The sequence below is a fragment of the Ruegeria sp. CDSB113 genome (assembly GCF_059611045.1).
In genome coordinates this window covers 144,149-161,217 of record NZ_JBXWOU010000005.1, presented here as the reverse complement: position 1 = coordinate 161,217, position 17,069 = coordinate 144,149, and the positions used below count along the sequence as shown (strand labels likewise).

At 57.6% G+C, this 17,069-nt stretch carries 19 protein-coding genes; 13 read left to right on the top strand and 6 right to left on the bottom strand.

All coding sequences use genetic code 11. The features are described 5' to 3' along the window. Positions 1–32 precede the first annotated feature (32 nt). The 13 genes from trpS (at position 33) to AC2FIS_RS11710 (ending at position 11,603) form a co-directional block, all read left to right on the top strand. Positions 33–1,061, top strand: coding sequence for a tryptophan--tRNA ligase (gene trpS / locus AC2FIS_RS11770; protein WP_496773485.1), 1,029 nt, complete (start codon positions 33–35; stop codon positions 1,059–1,061). 59 nt (positions 1,062–1,120) lie between these two features. Further along, positions 1,121–1,984, top strand: coding sequence for a branched-chain amino acid aminotransferase (locus tag AC2FIS_RS11765; RefSeq protein WP_496773483.1), 864 nt, complete (start codon positions 1,121–1,123; stop codon positions 1,982–1,984). A gap of 65 nt (positions 1,985–2,049) precedes the next feature. Beyond that, positions 2,050–2,505, top strand: a complete 456-nt coding sequence (locus AC2FIS_RS11760) for a universal stress protein (RefSeq protein WP_113792095.1) — start codon at positions 2,050–2,052, stop codon at positions 2,503–2,505. 9 nt (positions 2,506–2,514) lie between these two features. Further along, positions 2,515–3,108, top strand: a complete 594-nt coding sequence (locus tag AC2FIS_RS11755) for a 2-hydroxychromene-2-carboxylate isomerase (RefSeq protein ID WP_496773481.1) — start codon at positions 2,515–2,517, stop codon at positions 3,106–3,108. A 69-nt stretch (positions 3,109–3,177) separates the two neighbouring features. Then, on the top strand, positions 3,178–3,741 hold the full coding sequence (locus AC2FIS_RS11750; RefSeq protein WP_058273506.1) for a NifU family protein: 564 nt from the start codon (positions 3,178–3,180) through the stop codon (positions 3,739–3,741). Next, positions 3,731–4,315, top strand: coding sequence for a tRNA (adenosine(37)-N6)-threonylcarbamoyltransferase complex dimerization subunit type 1 TsaB (tsaB, locus tag AC2FIS_RS11745; RefSeq protein WP_496773480.1), 585 nt, complete (start codon positions 3,731–3,733; stop codon positions 4,313–4,315). Before AC2FIS_RS11750 ends, tsaB begins: the two co-directional genes overlap by 11 nt. Then, a complete protein-coding gene (locus AC2FIS_RS11740) occupies positions 4,315–4,728 on the top strand; it encodes a GNAT family N-acetyltransferase (protein WP_496773479.1) in 414 nt (137 codons plus the stop codon). Before tsaB ends, AC2FIS_RS11740 begins: the two co-directional genes overlap by 1 nt. 159 nt (positions 4,729–4,887) lie before the next feature. Then, positions 4,888–5,886: a BMP family lipoprotein gene (locus tag AC2FIS_RS11735; protein WP_496722979.1), complete on the top strand. Its 999-nt coding sequence runs from the start codon at positions 4,888–4,890 to the stop codon at positions 5,884–5,886. 89 nt (positions 5,887–5,975) lie between these two features. Next, positions 5,976–7,505: an ABC transporter ATP-binding protein gene (locus AC2FIS_RS11730; RefSeq protein WP_496773478.1), complete on the top strand. Its 1,530-nt coding sequence runs from the start codon at positions 5,976–5,978 to the stop codon at positions 7,503–7,505. A 1-nt stretch (position 7,506) separates the two neighbouring features. Beyond that, complete coding sequence (locus AC2FIS_RS11725) at positions 7,507–8,601, top strand: ABC transporter permease (protein WP_108860780.1); 1,095 nt, start codon at positions 7,507–7,509, stop codon at positions 8,599–8,601. Then, positions 8,601–9,569 carry an ABC transporter permease gene (locus AC2FIS_RS11720; RefSeq protein ID WP_496773476.1) on the top strand — a complete coding sequence of 323 codons (969 nt, stop codon included), beginning with the start codon at positions 8,601–8,603 and terminating at the stop codon, positions 9,567–9,569. The genes AC2FIS_RS11725 and AC2FIS_RS11720 overlap by 1 nt, the downstream gene beginning before the upstream one ends. A gap of 346 nt (positions 9,570–9,915) precedes the next feature. After that, positions 9,916–10,836 (top strand): sulfite exporter TauE/SafE family protein, encoded by a 921-nt coding sequence (locus AC2FIS_RS11715; RefSeq protein ID WP_058273512.1) that lies wholly within the window; start codon positions 9,916–9,918, stop codon positions 10,834–10,836. A gap of 2 nt (positions 10,837–10,838) precedes the next feature. Next, positions 10,839–11,603, top strand: coding sequence for a TIGR02186 family protein (locus tag AC2FIS_RS11710; protein WP_058278770.1), 765 nt, complete (start codon positions 10,839–10,841; stop codon positions 11,601–11,603). A 7-nt stretch (positions 11,604–11,610) separates the two neighbouring features. Here the strand turns inward: AC2FIS_RS11710 and AC2FIS_RS11705 are convergent, their stop codons facing one another. The 6 genes from AC2FIS_RS11705 to ccrA all read right to left on the bottom strand — a co-directional run bounded on the left by AC2FIS_RS11705 (position 11,611) and on the right by ccrA (position 17,022). Next, positions 11,611–12,339 carry an SDR family oxidoreductase gene (locus AC2FIS_RS11705; RefSeq protein ID WP_282152458.1) on the bottom strand — a complete coding sequence of 243 codons (729 nt, stop codon included), beginning with the start codon at positions 12,337–12,339 and terminating at the stop codon, positions 11,611–11,613. Beyond that, a complete protein-coding gene (locus AC2FIS_RS11700; protein WP_058278772.1) occupies positions 12,336–13,868 on the bottom strand; it encodes an ATP-dependent DNA helicase in 1,533 nt (510 codons plus the stop codon). Before AC2FIS_RS11700 ends, AC2FIS_RS11705 begins: the two co-directional genes overlap by 4 nt. A 60-nt stretch (positions 13,869–13,928) precedes the next feature. Beyond that, entirely contained in the window at positions 13,929–14,567 is a 639-nt protein-coding gene (locus AC2FIS_RS11695; RefSeq protein ID WP_496773474.1) for an acyl-homoserine-lactone synthase, read from the bottom strand. Positions 14,568–14,651: 84 nt separating this feature from the next. Continuing rightward, complete coding sequence (locus tag AC2FIS_RS11690; RefSeq protein ID WP_496773473.1) at positions 14,652–15,371, bottom strand: helix-turn-helix transcriptional regulator; 720 nt, start codon at positions 15,369–15,371, stop codon at positions 14,652–14,654. Further along, positions 15,310–15,528, bottom strand: coding sequence for a hypothetical protein (locus AC2FIS_RS11685; RefSeq protein ID WP_496773472.1), 219 nt, complete (start codon positions 15,526–15,528; stop codon positions 15,310–15,312). Before AC2FIS_RS11685 ends, AC2FIS_RS11690 begins: the two co-directional genes overlap by 62 nt. A 207-nt stretch (positions 15,529–15,735) precedes the next feature. Next, entirely contained in the window at positions 15,736–17,022 is a 1,287-nt protein-coding gene (ccrA, locus tag AC2FIS_RS11680) for a crotonyl-CoA carboxylase/reductase (protein WP_058273680.1), read from the bottom strand. Between the last annotated feature and the right edge of the window lie 47 nt (positions 17,023–17,069).

Here is a 17,069-nt window from a genome sequence, read left to right as displayed (position 1 = left end):
GGGCTGATTTTTCCAGACGGGAGTTCCCTTCGATGACCGAAACCAAGTTCACGCCGCGCGTGTTTTCCGGCATCCAGCCTTCGGGAAACCTGCACCTTGGCAACTACCTGGGTGCGCTCAAGCGTTTTGTGGATATGCAGGGCGAAGATTTCGAGACCATTTATTGCATGGTCGACCTGCACGCGATCACCGTCTGGCAAGACCCTGCCCGTCTGCGCGAAAAGACCCGCGAGGTTTGCGCCGGTTTCATCGCCGCCGGTCTGGACCCTGAAAAGTCCATCCTGTTCAACCAAAGCCAGGTGGCCGAGCACACGCAGCTGGCGTGGATCTTCAATTGTATCGCCCGCATGGGTTGGATGCAGCGAATGACGCAGTTCAAGGATAAGGCGGGCAAGAATGCTCAGAACGCCTCGCTGGGTTTGTTTGCCTATCCTGCGCTGATGGCAGCGGACATCCTGACCTACCACGCGACACATGTGCCGGTGGGCGAGGATCAGAAACAGCATCTGGAGCTGACACGCGACATCGCGATCAAGTTCAACCATGATTATGGCGTGGATTTCTTTCCGGTGACCGAGCCGGTAATCGGTGGACCCGCGCCGCGCGTGATGAACCTGCGTGATGGCTCGCGGAAGATGTCATCTTCGGACCCGTCCGATATGACCCGGATCAACATGACGGACGATGCCGACGAGATCGCCAAAAAGATCCGCAAGGCCAAGACCGACCCGGATGCCCTGCCTTCAGAAACCGACGGTCTGTCCGAACGCCCCGAGGCGCGCAACCTGGTGAACATCTTCGCCGCGCTCAGCGATCAAACGGCGGAACAGGTTTTGGCCGAAGTCGGCGGCAAGCAATTTGGTGAATTCAAACCGATGCTGGCCGAGCTGGCGGTCGCCGAACTGTCACCGATCTCAACCGAGATGGCCCGTCTGATGGGTGAAGAGGCCGAGATTGACCGGATTCTCGCACGCGGCGCGGAAAAGGCACGGGCGATAGCGGCCCCGATCCTGCAACAGACCTACGACATCGTGGGTATGGTTGGCGCAAAACAAGGCTGATTGCGCTGGACCTTCCTGTGACGCCTTCCTAGGTTGCCCCAAGGGCAAAGGAGGGCGTCATGGCAGTCGGCAAAAATATCCGCACCTATTTTGATGGTCAGTGGCACAACGGGGACGCCCCGATCATGCGGGCGGCAGATCATGGCGCTTGGCTGGGGTCTTCGGTCTTTGACGGCGCGCGATTCTTCGACGGGCTGACCCCGGATCTGGTGGCCCATTGCGAACGGGTCAACCGCTCGGCCGAGGCGCTTTTACTGACGCCGACCGTGACGACCGAACAGATGGTCGAGATCGTCCGCGAAGGGCTGGATGGCTATGCCAAAGGTTCCGCCGTCTATATTCGGCCGATGTATTGGGGCATCGACGGCGATGCGACAGCCATCGTTCCTCAGCAGGACAGCACCGGATTTGCCATCTGTCTGGAAGAAATCCCAATGGCACCGGAAACAGCTTCGGTCACGCTGACCACCACGCGGTTCCGCCGACCGGTTCTGGAATCAGCCGTTGTGAATGCCAAAGCCGGATGCCTGTATCCCAACAACGCCCGCATGCTGAAAGAGGCCAAGTCCAAAGGGTTCTCGAACGCGCTGGTAGCGGATGCCTTGGGTCATGTGGCTGAAACCGCCACCGCAAACATCTTCATGGTCCGGGACGGCGAGGTATTCACCCCTACGCCCAATGGAACTTTCCTGGCTGGTATCACCCGAGCGCGGCATATCAAAAACCTGCGCGCCGATGGCGTGACGGTCCACGAATCTGTCCTCAGCTTTGAAGATTTTCACAAGGCGGACGAGGTGTTTATGACCGGTAACATGAACAAGATAACGCCGGTCACCACATTGGAAGACACGCAATATCAGGTCGGACCGATTGCACGCCGCGCGCGCGCGCTTTATTGGGACTGGGCGGCAAGCACTCGGTAGTCACACGCCGTGTTGCCAGCCCGCATCTGGTCGGGCATGATCCCCCTAAATACACGAGGACACCCATGCGTAAGTTTCTAGTCATTCTGGATGACAGCCGCGAATGCCTTAACGCGATGCGTTTCGCTGCAATGCGTGCAGCCCATACCGGTGGAGGGGTAACGATCCTGTCCGTCATCCCACCCGATGAGTTCAATCACTGGATCGGTGTCGCCGAAACCATGCGCGAAGAGGCACGCGAACGCATCCATGCGCATTACGAAGTTTTCGCCAAATGGATGCGCGACAAACAAGGGATCGATCCCGAGCTGTCCATTCGCGAAGGCGAACCTGTCCCTCAGATCATCGAACATGTCCAGTCAGACCCGGACATCGGCGTTCTGGTTCTGGGTGCTGGCATCGAAAAGAAAGGGCCTGGCCCCCTGGTGACGCAGCTGACCAAAAACTCGGGCAGCTTGCCGATTCCGATCACAATTGTGCCCGGCGACCTAAGCAAGGAAAAGCTGGAAGCCATCACCTGAGGCCACCCTATGCAAAGCCGCATCCAGTTCTGGTTCGAATTCGCATCGACCTACTCCTACCTCAGCGCCATGCGAATCGAACAGGCTGCGGCACAGCATGACGTCGTCATAGAATGGCGCCCCTTTCTTCTGGGACCCGTTTTCGCGGCGCAGGGCTGGGACAATTCCCCGTTCAACATCTACCCGGCCAAAGGGCGTTATATGTGGCGCGATATGGAGCGTCTGACAGCGCAGCGCGGCCTGCCCTTCCGGCAACCGGACCCGTTTCCGCAGAACGGCCTGAAGGCTGCGCGTCTCACGCTGGCTATTGAAGATCAGACCCACAGGGCGCGTTTCGTTCGGGCGGTCTATACAGCCGAATTCGCACAAGGTCAGAACGTGTCGGACGATGCGGTTCTGATTGATTGCTTGAAATCCGCTGGTCTGCCTGAAGACCTTTTAGACAGAACCCAAGACCCCCAAATCAAGTCTGCTTTGATCGAGCAGACCAAAACCGCTCAGGCCAAGGGGCTGTTTGGCGCGCCCAGTTTTTTGGTCGGTGACGAACTATACTGGGGTGATGATCGGTTGGATGAAGCGATCCGGTTGGCAACCAACATTTAGAATCGTTCCAAATCTTGACTTATCCGGCTCGGACCCGCATATCAGAAGCAACTGAAACGGAGCCGTGACATGTTCATCCAGACCGAATCCACGCCGAACCCTGCAACCTTGAAGTTTCTGCCCGGCCAGACCGTGCTGGAAGCGGGCACTGCGGATTTCCCATCGGCTGAAGCCGGTGAAAAATCACCTTTGGCAAAACGGATTTTTGCGGTTAGCGGAGTAACGGGTGTATTCCTCGGCAATGACTTCGTGACCGTCACCAAGTCCGATGACGTCCAATGGGATCACATCAAACCAGCGATTCTGGGTGCGGTGATGGAGCATTATCAATCCGGTCAACCGGTCATCGGAGCTGGTGAAACAGCCGCATCGGGCCATGCTGAGCACACTGGCGAAGATGCCGAAGTTGTTAACCAAATCAAAGACTTGCTGGACAGCCGTGTCCGTCCGGCGGTTGCGCAGGATGGTGGCGACATCACGTTCCACGGGTTTGACCGGGGCGTTGTCTACCTGCACATGCAGGGTGCTTGCGCGGGCTGCCCGTCTTCGACCCTGACGTTGAAGATGGGTATCGAAAACCTGCTGCGCCACTACATCCCCGAAGTGACTGAGGTTCGCCCTGTTGCCGTCTGACCCCATTATTTTGGCGTTTGATACATCGGCCGCGCATTGCGCGGCCGCTTTGTTGTGCGGCGACCGGATTGTGACTTCGCGCATCGAAGCCATGTCGCGCGGTCAGGCCGAACGTTTGATGCCGTTGCTGGAAGAGGTTCTGGCCGATGCTGGATATGGGTGGAAAGACCTGTCTGCCATCGGTGTCGGTGTTGGGCCCGGAAACTTTACCGGCATCCGAATCTCGGTTTCTGCGGCGCGGGGCCTAGCCTTGGGGCTTGGCGTTCCAGCGGTAGGCGTATCCGGGTTCGACGCTTTGGCCGAAATGTCCACGGACGCCCTGCCCGCGATCCGCGCCCCGCGTGATCAGGTTTACGTGGCGTTGCCGGACCAAAGTCCGATGCTAATGCCTCAAACTGAGGCAGAATCACTTGGCCCCCTGATCCTGAATGACGACGCTGATGCACAGGTTCGCGCTATTGCCCGGATCGCCGGGCAAAGGTGGCAGACCGAAACTGCGCAGCCGGCTCCACTCTATGTTCGGCCTGCGGATGCGGCCCCTTCCAAAGACACCCCCCCGGTTTTGCTGGACTGATGACTCCCGAGGATTTTGCCAGAACACACGCGGCGGCATTTACCCGGTCACGGTCGTGGGCTGCGGTCGAATTCTCGAATCTTCTGAACAATCGATTCATCCATGCCGTTGGAAATACTCAATCTTTCGCGCTGTTCCAGGTTATCGGCGATGAAGCGGAATTGCTGACGATCGCCACGCATCCGGACGTTCAGCGACAGGGCTTAGCCCGAAATTGCATGCATGAATGGCACACGAAAGCAAAGGCTTTGGGGGCAACGCGCGCTGTTCTGGACGTCGCTGCAGATAACTTGCCGGCCATCGCGCTGTATGAACACAGTGGTTATCGCGCCTGTGGAGTGCGCAAGGGGTATTACCTGCGCGAAAACAATCAGAAAATCGACGCTATCGTGATGGAATCCGCGCTGGATTGACCGCCTAAGATATTTTTTTTCGACCAAATGGTCAAAAATCTGTTGACCACGGCGGTTGCAAACGTCCTTAATTCCCGCCATCACAACAGTTATGCTCGCTCACAGTGGGTGAACGGGGCTATCTTCGCCCCGACCGATAATAACAAACGGGAGTATAAAATGACCCTGATGAAATCCTTGATGGGTGCCACCGCCGCAGTCGCACTTACGGCTGGCGCTGCGCTGGCAGATCCTGCCCTGATCTTTGATCTTGGTGGCAAGTTTGACAAATCCTTCAACGAAGCCGCCCATAATGGCGCCTCGCGTTGGGCCGAAGAAACAGGCGGCAGCTATAACGAGATCGAGATCCAGTCCGAAGCACAGCGCGAGCAAGCTCTGCGCCGTTTCGCTGAGTCCGGTTCGAACCCGATCATCACGATGGGCTTCGGCATGGCCGATCCGCTGTCGGCCGTGGCTGCCGATTATCCGGACACCAAATTTGTTGCGGTTGACGTCAACTGGCTGGACATCCCCAACATTCGTCAAATCGGTTTTGCCGAACATGAAGGGTCATATCTGGTTGGCATGATGGCCGCGATGGCATCGGAATCCGGCACCGTCGGCTTTATCGGTGGCATGGATATCCCGCTGATCCGACACTTTGGCTGCGGTTATGCGCAGGGTGCCAAGGCTGTAAACCCTGACATCAATGTTGTTGCCAACATGACCGGCACCACCCCGGCAGCATGGAACGATCCGGTGAAGGGTTCGGAACTGACCAAAGCACAAATCAGCCAGGGCGCTGATGTGATCTATGCGGCCGCTGGCGGCACCGGTGTTGGCGTTCTGCAGACCGCGGCCGACGAAGGCATCCTGTCGATCGGTGTGGACAGCAACCAGAACCACCTGCACCCGGGTAAGGTTCTGACCTCGATGCTGAAGCGTGTTGACGTCGCCGTTTATGACGCGATGTCTGCAGGCGAAGGCCTGGAAACCGGCGTGTTCCAGATGGGTCTGGCCGAAGAAGGTGTTGGCGTCGCCATGGATGACAACAACGCACCTCTGGTCTCGGACGAGATGAAAGGCGCAGTCGACAAAGCGCGTCAGGACATCATCGACGGTAACGTCTCTGTTGTCAGCTATTATGAGAACGACAGCTGCCCGGCACTGCAGTTCTGATATCGCGCAAGGCGGGGGTACAACCTCCGCCTTGCCCCCGACTCTGCCGCGTATGACACCGCGGCCCTTTCGGCAATTGAGGACAAGACATGACCGTCCCCGCCATTGAGCTCAAAAGGATATCCAAAGCCTTTGGGCCGGTTCAGGCCAATAAAGACATTTCCATCAGCGTCGCCCCCGGCACGATCCATGGGATCATCGGTGAAAACGGTGCGGGCAAATCCACGCTGATGAGCATCCTCTACGGCTTTTACAAAGCCGATAAAGGTGAAATCTGGATTAACGGCAACAAGACTGACATCCCTGACAGCCAGGCGGCCATTGCTGCCGGGATCGGGATGGTGTTCCAGCATTTCAAACTGGTTGAGAATTTCACCGTTCTGGAAAACATCGTTCTCGGTGCCGAGGATGGCGGGCTGCTGGCCCCGTCCTTGTCCAAAGCGCGCAAAGAACTGAAAGCGCTGGAAGAGGAATACGAGCTGTTCGTCGATCCCGACAAGCGCATCGACGAGATTGGCGTCGGAATGCAGCAAAGGGTCGAGATCCTGAAAGCCCTGTATCGCAAGGCCGAGATTCTGATTCTGGACGAACCCACCGGGGTTCTGACCCCGTCCGAGGCTGACCAGCTGTTCCGCATCCTTGACCGCCTGCGGGCCGAAGGGAAGACGATCATCGTGATCACGCACAAGCTGCGCGAAATCATGGAAAACACCGATACGGTTTCGGTCATGCGGCGCGGTCAGATGACGGCGACGGTGAAAACAGCCGACACCAGCCCCGAGGAACTGGCCGAGCTGATGGTGGGCCGCAAGGTGCTGCTGCAGGTCGACAAAGTGCCTGCGCAACCCGGTAAGCCCGTTCTGGAAATTGAAAAACTCAGCGTTTTCGATTCGGCCGGGGTCGAACGGGTCAAGGGTATCGACCTGACTGTTCGGGCCGGAGAAATCGTCGGTATCGCTGGCGTGGCCGGAAATGGCCAATCGGAGCTTCTGGAAGTTCTGGGCGGCATGCGTCCGGGTCAGGGGTCGATCAAACTGAACGGTGCCCCGCTGGCGCTTAGCGGCCCGGGATCGGACGGTCAGGCCCGTCGCGCCCAGCATATTGCGCATGTTCCCGAAGACCGTCAGCGCGAAGGTCTTGTGATGGACTTCCACGCTTGGGAAAACGTGGCCTTTGGCTATCACCGTGATCCTGCCTATCAGAGCGGGATTTTCATGAACAACGCCGCCCTGCGCGCCGATACCGAGCGCAAGATCGAGAAATTCGACGTCCGGCCACCTGATGCGTGGCTTCCGGCCAAAAGCTTCTCGGGCGGGAACCAACAAAAGATCGTTGTCGCGCGCGAAATTGAACGGAACCCTGATCTTCTATTGGTCGGACAACCAACGCGCGGCGTCGACATCGGCGCGATCGAGTTCATTCACAAGCAGATCGTCGCGCTGCGCGATCAGGGTAAAGCAATCTTGCTGGTCTCGGTTGAGTTGGAAGAAATATTCTCGCTATCGGATCGCATCGCTGTGATGTTTGACGGACATGTCATGGGCGAACGACTGCCCCATGAAACAGATGAAAAAGAACTTGGCCTGTTGATGGCCGGTGTTGCGGGAGAGGCCGCGTAACATGGAAAAGATGCCCAAATGGGCCGATGTGGTGCTGATCCCGCTGATCAGTCTGATATTGGCCGCAATCTTGTCCGCCTTGGTCATTCTGGCCATCGGTGAAAACCCGATCGAAGCGGTGAAACTGATGGTGACCGGCGCGCTCGGGTCGACCTACGGTTGGGGGTATACGCTGTATTACGCCACCAACTTCATGTTCACCGGGTTGGCTGTGGCTGTCGCCTTCCACGCCCGGCTGTTTAACATCGGGGGTGAAGGTCAGGCCATGCTGGGCGGGCTTGGTGTTGCCATGGTATGCCTTTACATCCCTTGGCCGCATTGGAGCATCGCGCTTTTGGCGGCCTGCGCAGGTTCGATGCTGTTTGGCGCGGCTTGGGCCGCCATTCCGGCCTATCTACAGGCCAAGCGCGGCAGTCACATCGTGATCACTACGATCATGTTCAACTTTATTGCGGCAGCATTCCTGAACTACGTGTTGGTCAATCTTATGCGACCACCGGGCGCGCAAGACCCCTCGTCTGCGCGTTTCCCCGAGGCCGTTCACCTACCCACTTTTCAGTCGATGTTCTCAACCGCCGAAAACGTGGTGTTCAAAGGAACCCCTGTTAATATCACCTTCTTCATCGCGGTATTGGCCTGTTTTGTCGTCTGGGCGCTGATCTGGCGGACACGGTTGGGCTATGAAATCCGGTCTTACGGCAAGACCGAAACCGGCGCTGTCTATGCAGGCATTTCGCCGGTGCGGATCACGATCATTGCGATGCTGATTTCGGGCGCGTTGGCGGGGCTGATGGCCATCAACAACGTGATGGGCGAGGCCGAACGCCTGGTTTTAAACGCAACTGAGGGCGCGGGATTCATCGGCATCGCTGTTGCCCTGATGGGCCGGTCGCACCCGTTTGGTGTATTCCTTGCGGCGATCCTGTTCGGGTTTCTCTATCAGGGCGGTGCAGAATTGGCTTTCTGGACATCGATCCCACGCGAACTGATCGTTGTCATTCAGGCCCTGGTGATCCTGTTCACCGGAGCATTGGACAACATGGTCCGGATGCCGCTTGAAAAGCTGTTCCTGAGCCTGCGGAAGGGAGCGCAGTGATGGAGTTCTTCATTACCTTCATCCAGGTCCTGGACTCGACCATCCGCCTGGCCACACCGCTATTGCTGGCCTGTCTGGCCGGCCTCTATTCCGAGCGTGCAGGGATTTTCGACATCGGTCTTGAAGGCAAGATGCTGATGGCCGCCTTCTTCTCGGCAGCCGTCGCGGCTGTGACCGGGTCGGTCTGGTTGGGGCTGCTGGCGGGGATCGCCTCTTCTCTTGTTCTTTCCGGGCTTCACGGTTTGGCCTCGATCACCTTCCGGGGCAACCAGTTGATATCCGGGGTCGCAATCAACTTTCTTGCGGCAGGTATGACGGTCCTTGTCGCGCAAAGCTGGTTCGAACAGGGCGGGCGCACGCCCTCGCTGTTTGGTGGCGGTCGATTCACACCCATCAATTTCCCCTTTGCCGAATCACTGAGCGGGGCGCCGATCATCGGGCCGATTTACTCCGAGCTGCTCTCGGGCCATTCGATCCTGGTTTACGTCGCGTTCCTGATGGTGCCGGCAACATGGTGGATTCTGTATCGCACACGGTTCGGCTTGCGCCTCCGCGCTGTGGGGGAAAACCCTGCTGCCGTGGACACTGCCGGTGTCTCGGTCGTTGGCTTGCGCTATGCCGCTGTTGCCATCTGTGGCGTTCTGTGTGGCATCGCCGGGGCTTATCTGGCCACTGCGTTGCAGGCCGGGTTCGTTAAGGACATGACTGCAGGCCGTGGGTTCATCGCGCTGGCTGCACTGATCTTTGCGAAATGGCGGCCGTGGCATGCAATGGGCGCCTGCCTGTTATTCGGTTTGTTGCAGGCCATCGCGCTGCGGTTCCAGAACATCGATCTGGGTGGCGTGGTCATCCCTGTGCAAGCGATGGACGCCCTGCCTTACGTCCTTACCGTGGTCATTCTGGCCGGGTTTGTCGGCAAGGCGGTTCCGCCGCGTGCCGGTGGTGAGCCTTACGTGAAAGAGCGCTGATAAGTCCAGTTTCGGACTCAGTTCAGTCCTGTTCGCTGCAGAGCGGCATGCGGAGTTGATTTTGCATGCCGCAACCGTTCTAAAGGGGTATGCATGTGTCGCCAATCATACCCCACGACTCGGAATCCACCCGGACCGTGAATTTGGGAACGCATGAACGCCTCAGCACTGAGGAAAACCAGACATTTAGCCGTATCAGGCTGCTGGCATGACGCCCAGCGATCCGACTTCCGCCATGTGGCCACGGGGCACTGCCGCCGCGCGTCGCATTAAACCTACACCACTTTGCCTTGAGGCGACCCTGATCACCCTCTGTGATCCGCCGACCCTCATCCAGTAGCTCGATATGCAAATTTACCTTCCTATCGCCGAAGTTTCTGTCAACGCCTTCCTTCTATTGGGGCTTGGGGGGATGGTCGGCATTCTTTCGGGCATGTTCGGTGTCGGCGGCGGCTTCCTCATGACGCCCCTGCTGTTCTTCATCGGCATTCCGCCCGCCGTTGCAGTTGCAACCGAGGCCAACCAGATTGTTGCCTCTTCATTCTCTGGGGTTCTGGCGCATTTTCGACGAAAAACAGTCGACCTAAGAATGGGGACCGTCCTATTGATGGGCGGCTTAACGGGTGCCGCACTTGGGGTGGTGATATTCAACTACCTCAAAAGCCTCGGGCAGGTCGATCTGCTTGTGACGTTGTGCTACGTCGTGTTCCTTGGCGTCGTGGGCGGTTTGATGTTCATCGAAAGCTTGAACGCCCTCCGTAAATCCAAGAAAGGCGTGTCCGCACCCCCCAAGCGTCGCCAACGCGGCTGGGTGCATGCGATGCCGTTTAAAATGCGGTTCCGGACTTCGGGCCTGTATATCTCGGTCATTCCGCCTGCGCTGGTTGGCCTGTTCGTTGGCGTTCTGTCGGCCATTATGGGCGTCGGCGGCGGGTTCATCATGGTACCTGCGATGATCTACCTATTGGGAATGCCCACCAAGGTCGTGGTCGGAACATCCCTGTTCCAGATCATCTTTGTCACCGCCTTTACGACCATGCTGCATGCTACCACCAACTTTACAGTTGATGTCGTTCTCGCCGTATTGCTTCTGGTTGGCGGCGTCATCGGCGCACAGATCGGCACGGTGATCGGCGCCCGCATGCCTGCCGAGCAGTTGCGCGTGTTGCTCGCAGCCCTTGTTCTTGTGGTTTGTGGAAAACTGGCGCTGGATCTGCTGCTTGAACCATCCGAGCTCTATTCACTTGGCACCGGCGGAGGGCACTGATCATGCTGAAACGCTTGCTTGTTGCGCTGGCTCTTTGCGCCAGCCCCGCCTTGGCTGTTGATGAGGAGGTCGTTCTGGGCCTCAGCCAGGATCGCGTGGCCATCACCGCCAATTTCGACGGGTCTGAGATCCTGGTCTTTGGCGCGGTCAAACGCGAGGCTCCCATTCCGTCAGGACCACCGCTGGAAGTGATTGTCGCAGTGTCCGGCCCATCCAGTCCTGTCACAGTTCGGCGTAAAGAGCGCAAGCTTGGAATCTGGGTCAATACTGACAGTGTCCTCGTAGACGAAGCCCCCAGCTTTTATGCGGTTGCGACCAGCGCGCCCTTGAATGAGATTCTGTCGGATACCGAAGACCTGCGGTACAGCGTATCAATCGAACGTGCCATCCGGTCTGTTGGTGCTGCGATGAACATCCGCGGCGCGCAGGAATTCGCGGACGCTGTTATTCGTATCCGCGAGCACGAAAGTCTGTATTCCATTCGCGAAGACACAGTGGCCGTTGATGAACAAACCCTGTTCCGTACCTCAATCGAAATGCCAGCGGACTTGACGGAAGGCGACTATGTTGCGCGCATCTTCCTAACCCGCGGCGGCCAGGTTGTTTCACAATTTGAAACCACCATCGACGTGCGCAAAGTGGGGTTGGAGCGGTTTTTGTACAACATGTCCCGTCAGCAACCGGTCTGGTACGGCTTGATGTCTTTGGTCATTGCCATAGCGGCGGGTTGGGGTGCGTCAACCGCGTTCCGCCTATTGCGCGAGTAACTGACCGTTACCCGCGTCCGATGTAGGGCATCGTCGTGGCCATCACGGTCATGAACTGCACGTTTGCCTCAAGCGGCAGGTTTGCCATGTGCAAGACGGACCGCGCTGCATCTTCGACGGCCATTGTTGGGTCGGGCTGCTGCCCGTCGGCAATGGCCGCCTCGACCAGGCCCTGCACCATCTGTGTTCGCGCATTGCCGATATCGATCTGCCCACAAGCGATATTGAAGCCCCGCCCATCCAAAGACAGGCTGCGGGTCAGGCCCGTTATGGCGTGTTTTGTCGCCGAGTAATGCACCGAGTTGGGGCGCGGCACATGGGCGGCAATTGAGCCGTTATTGATGATGCGCCCGCCTTGCGGCGGTTGGTGGCGCATGATCCGAAAAGCTTCGCGGGCACACAGGAACATGCCGTTCAGGTTGACGGCGACGCTTTGGTACCAATCGTCCAACGCGATCTCGTCAATCGTTCCCCCCGGCGCGAAAATTCCCGCGTTGTTGAACAGAACATCCAAATGGCCCGCCTTACCCTGAAACTCTCCAAAGGCGGCCTCGACCGCTTGTGCATCGGTGACATCCGCGACCAGTGGAATTGCGTTTGCGTGCTCTGCAGCCATTTGGTTCAGCCTGTCAGCACTGCGCGCCAATAGACCAACCGTCCATCCTTGGGCCAGAAACAATTCAGCCGTGGCGCGCCCTATGCCAGAACTTGCGCCGGTCACAATAATGGATGTCATGTCTCTTCTGCCTCCAATGTCAGCGAGGCCGCAGGGACAGCGCGCAGGTCGTCCACACGCAGCGGATAGGTCGGCTTGGCAAGCCGGTTGCGCACGACCCAGATCAGCCTTTCCTGCGCGCGTGTGATAGCCACATAGGCCAGACGTTTCCACAGCGGCTGTCCAGCTTCAGTACGGCCCATACGGGCAGCGGCATAGATATCCGGAGCAAACACTTGAACAGTGTTCCACTGCGACCCTTGCGCCTTGTGAATGGTGACCGCTGCGCCATGAAGAAAAGTGGCACCCATGCGCGCGGCAAAGGGAATAAACGGCTCTTCCTCGTCCGGCTTTTCGATCTTGACGATAGATGCGGCGCTGACCTGAGGGTCTTCGGCCCCCATCACGTGCAACCTGGAAAAGCCCGGTTTGCGGCCAGGACCCAGATAGATGACCTGAGCGCCCTTGATCAAGCCGCGCGCCTCAAGATCCAGCCGTTTCTTGCGATGTTTCAAAGGTAATTCGATACCGTCGCAGATAAGCGGTTCGCCTTCCAACAATTCGGTATCCGGCGCGCCATGAACGTTTCGAAAGGCCTGAATCAGTCGAATGCGGGTTGCATTGCGCCAGACCAGAACGGGACTGCGGGCCATCAGATCGACCTCGACCCGCTGCCCCCAAACCACACGGTCGTCCTGACGGGCGGTCTGTTCGACCATGCGCTCAAAATCTTCGAACCCCATCTGAGGGTCCGACAGCGCGTGGGCAAGGTCCAATATCGGGTTGTCCGCATCCTGCCGGTGAACCCGGTGAAGGATCTGTTTGCGCGGCTCCGGCAATGCTTCGAACACCATGCTGCCCGACTGGTTGACCGGAGCCAACTGTGCCGGGTCACCAAACAGCAGAAGTGTTGGGAAGATTTCCTGCAGGTCTTCGAACTGCCGGTCGTCCAGCATCGAGGCTTCGTCCACAAACCCGATGTCCAACGGCTCGTCCCGGCGTTTCCAGCCGGTGATAAAATCGGAGCCCCGTAACCCTGCCGCGGCCAGAGCACCCGGGATGGACTTGTTGTTCTGGTAAAACGCCGCTGCACGATCCAGAGCCTCGTCGGTCAGACCCTCGATTTCGGGACGTTCGTCATTGCCTGCCAGCCATTCGGCGATGCGCTCGTATTCCGGGTCGTAGACAGGCGTATAGAGGATGCGGTGGATCGTGGTGGCTGGCACCCCGCGCAGACGCAATACGCTGGCCGCTTTGTTCGTCGGGGCCAGGATCGCAAGACTGCGTTTTTCACGGGCTTTGCGGCTCTCGAAATCGCCGGACACAATCTGAACGCCGGTGTCCGCAATGGCTTTGTAAAGCTCAGCCAGCAGCAGAGTTTTTCCGGACCCCGCCTTGCCAATCACGGCCATCACACCGGACTTACCCGATCCCGGAAGCTTCAGCAGCGCGTCATCGTCAAGGTCAACACCTGCCGATTTCAGCATCTCAGAGATGCTGTCATACGCGGCGGCCTGGTCGTCAGAGTAAGTCACAGAGGGCAAAGACATGGCGCGACCCTACAAGCCCGCGCCAGCTATCACCAGATGTGGAATTCGGTTTTCATCTTGTCATGCTGACAATGCAAACCGGTGTTGCCTGCCAACGCCGCAAGCCGTCTTGAACCACAGCCGCGACAATTCACGCGGGATGCCTGCGCGCTTGGCCACGCGGTTGCAGTCATCGGCCGAATACGGCCAAATCCCGACCGAGATTTGATCACGCCCCTTACCTTCCGTGCCCAGCACGATCGGGGATGATCCGATCAGGCGATAGATGCGAATCATGCGCGCATCGAAAACGCCCGCGATATGGGTCAAACCAAACCCTTCCATCATTTCGCCCCCGCTAAGCATGATGGCCCCGGCCGTATGCGGGCTTGCCGTGCGTGACAGGCAAAAGCGCGTTACCTCCCAGATCAGGGGGCTGCTGATTGGTTTGCCGCCCGTCAGGTGCCCAAACACCTCGTTCACCATGACCGAACCGGTCGTCGGCAAAACACGCATGGACCCACCATGGCTGCCATCCGGCTCTTCCCAAATGACATAGATCGGGTTCAGATCGTCGTACTGATCCCGCTCTTCCCCCTTGTCGTTGACATGAACATCCCAGCCCAGCCGGGTTTTGAATTGATCGGCGCGGTCCCGAAACATCCCCTCTGCCAGTTTTGGATATTTGTGCAATTCGTCAGCATAGACATAGCGCAACATGACTCTTTTCCCCTTGTCGTCCTGTGCAAGAACGAAGGGGGTACAAAGTCGTGGTTAATTTCCGGTTTTGAGAGCGCGCGCGCCTTAAACCACTATTAACCCTCGGCTCAAGGCCGTTGCGATAGCATGAGTTGTGTTTTGCGCACCCAACTTGGCGCGTGCGCTTTCGATATAGACCCTCAGCGTGTGTTCCGAGATCGACAAGGAATGAGCGACCTGTGCCCTGCTATAACCCAAGGCGAGCAAGGTCATGGCGTCCACTTCACGCGGCGACAATCCGCGTGAGGATTCGGGCTGACGGTCACTTTCAAACTCCAGCGCCTTTCGGTTGAAGTAATGCGCGATCAGGATCAGTTCACGCCCATGCGTTTTGATAAACCTCTGCCAGGTGTCATCGTCACAGGTATGATTAACGGTAAACAAAGCGAATTGCCCATTCGGTCCGCGGATCGGAATGGAATAACCTTGATTGCCGACGCCGTGCTCTAATGCATCCTTCAAAAACGTCTTGGCAACCTTGCCCGACCAATCCAGCGTCTTCCAATCCACCGGATGAAACCGTTGGAAACAGCCCAGTATGACCGGATCTATTCTGTGATAGTTACGCTCGCGGTATCGTTCGGCCCAGACGTCGGGATAGGTGGTATAGCCGTATTGATCGCCGGCCCCGTCGACCCAATGGTAAATCAGGTTTTCAATCTGCAGCCTGTCCCGCAGGCGAATGGCGACATCGCTCAGTTCGTCAAGCGAGCTGGTGTTTTCCAAGTCCTCCAGAACCTGGCTCATATCGAGTTTTGTTGCCATCCGCTGGTGCCCGAACCTCATTCTTTCTGGACGAGATTTCGGCTGCGGCGATCAGCTTGGTGTCATCCAACTGCTCGGCAAGCTCGGTCAAACCGTTTTCAACAGCAAAGGCGCTGAGGTCCGACAGTACGTCCAGTATCCACTCATTTTGCGCCATCAGCGTCTCTCCGAAACGGTTAACGAAGGGTTAACACAACCATAGCATGAGGAAGTTTTTTTAGCCTATTCACTGATTTCTACTCCCCAAAAACAGCGGGGTAACTTCGATTAAGGCTTTGGAAAGCATCACATCACCGCCCAAAAAGAAACACCCGCGAGCCGGAAAACCGATTCGCGGGTGTTTTGGATTTTGTCTGAGACGAACTTAGTCGCGCGCGGCCAGAACCTCTTCCAAGGTGCGCATTCCGGTCTGAGGAGCCTGAACCAGCACCGACATGTTGCCCGGCTTATGCTCGTTCCGCAGCATCTTCATGTGCGCCTCGGGCAGATCATTCCAGGTGAACACTTCGGACATGCAAGGATCCAGACGACGTTCAACCATCAGCTGGTTTGCCGCAGCTGCTTGCTTGAGATGGGCAAAGTGCGAGCCCTGCAGACGCTTCTGGTGCATCCACATGTAGCGCACGTCGAAGGTCAGGTTATAGCCGGTTGTACCGGCACAGATTACAACCATACCGCCTTTTTTCACGACGAAAGTCGAAACCGGGAAGGTGCTTTCGCCCGGGTGTTCGAACACCATGTCGACGTTGTTGCCTTTACCGGTGATGTCCCAAATGGCCTTGCCGAACTTGCGGGCCTCTTTGAACCACTCGGCATATTCGGGTGTGTTCACTGTGGGCAGCTGACCCCAGCAATTGAAGTCCTTGCGGTTCAGAACGCCCTTGGCACCCAGACCCATCACAAAGTCGCGCTTGCTTTCGTCCGAGATCACACCGATCGCGTTTGCACCTGCGGTGTTGATCAGCTGGATCGCGTAAGAGCCCAGACCGCCCGATGCGCCCCAGACCAGAACGTTCTGGCCCGGTTTCAGGTCATGCGGCTCGTGGCCGAACAGCATCCGGTAAGCAGTTGCCAGTGTCAGCGTGTAGCAGGCGCTTTCTTCCCAAGTCAGGTGCTTGGGACGCGGCATCAGCTGTTGAGCCTGAACATTGGTGAACTGTGCGAACGAACCATCGGGGGTTTCATAGCCCCAAATCCGTTGGCTGTCCGAATACATCGGGTCGCCACCATTACAATGTTCGTCGTCGCCGTCATCCTGGTTGCAGTGAATGACAACCTCATCACCAACTTTCCAACGGGTGACTTTTGAACCAACTGCCCAAACGATGCCAGACGCATCCGAACCGGCAATGTGGTAAGGTGCCTTATGGCCGTCAAAAGGCGAGATCGGCTTGCCCAGCGAGGCCCAGACGCCGTTATAGTTGACGCCTGCAGCCATGACCAGAACCAGCACTTCGTGACTGTCCAGCACGGGAACGTCTACAACTTCCTGAATCATCGCGGTGTCCGGGTCGCCGTGGCGCTCCTTGCGGATCGCCCATGCATACATTTTCTTGGGCACAAAACCCATCGGAGGGATTTCACCCATCTCATAGAGGTCTTTTTCCGGTGCCTCGTACGACGCGATGCCGCTGTCGGTGTCCAGAGCCATGTTGGCCTCCTTCAGTTCTAAACCTTTGCCGCGATGCAGAATCGCGC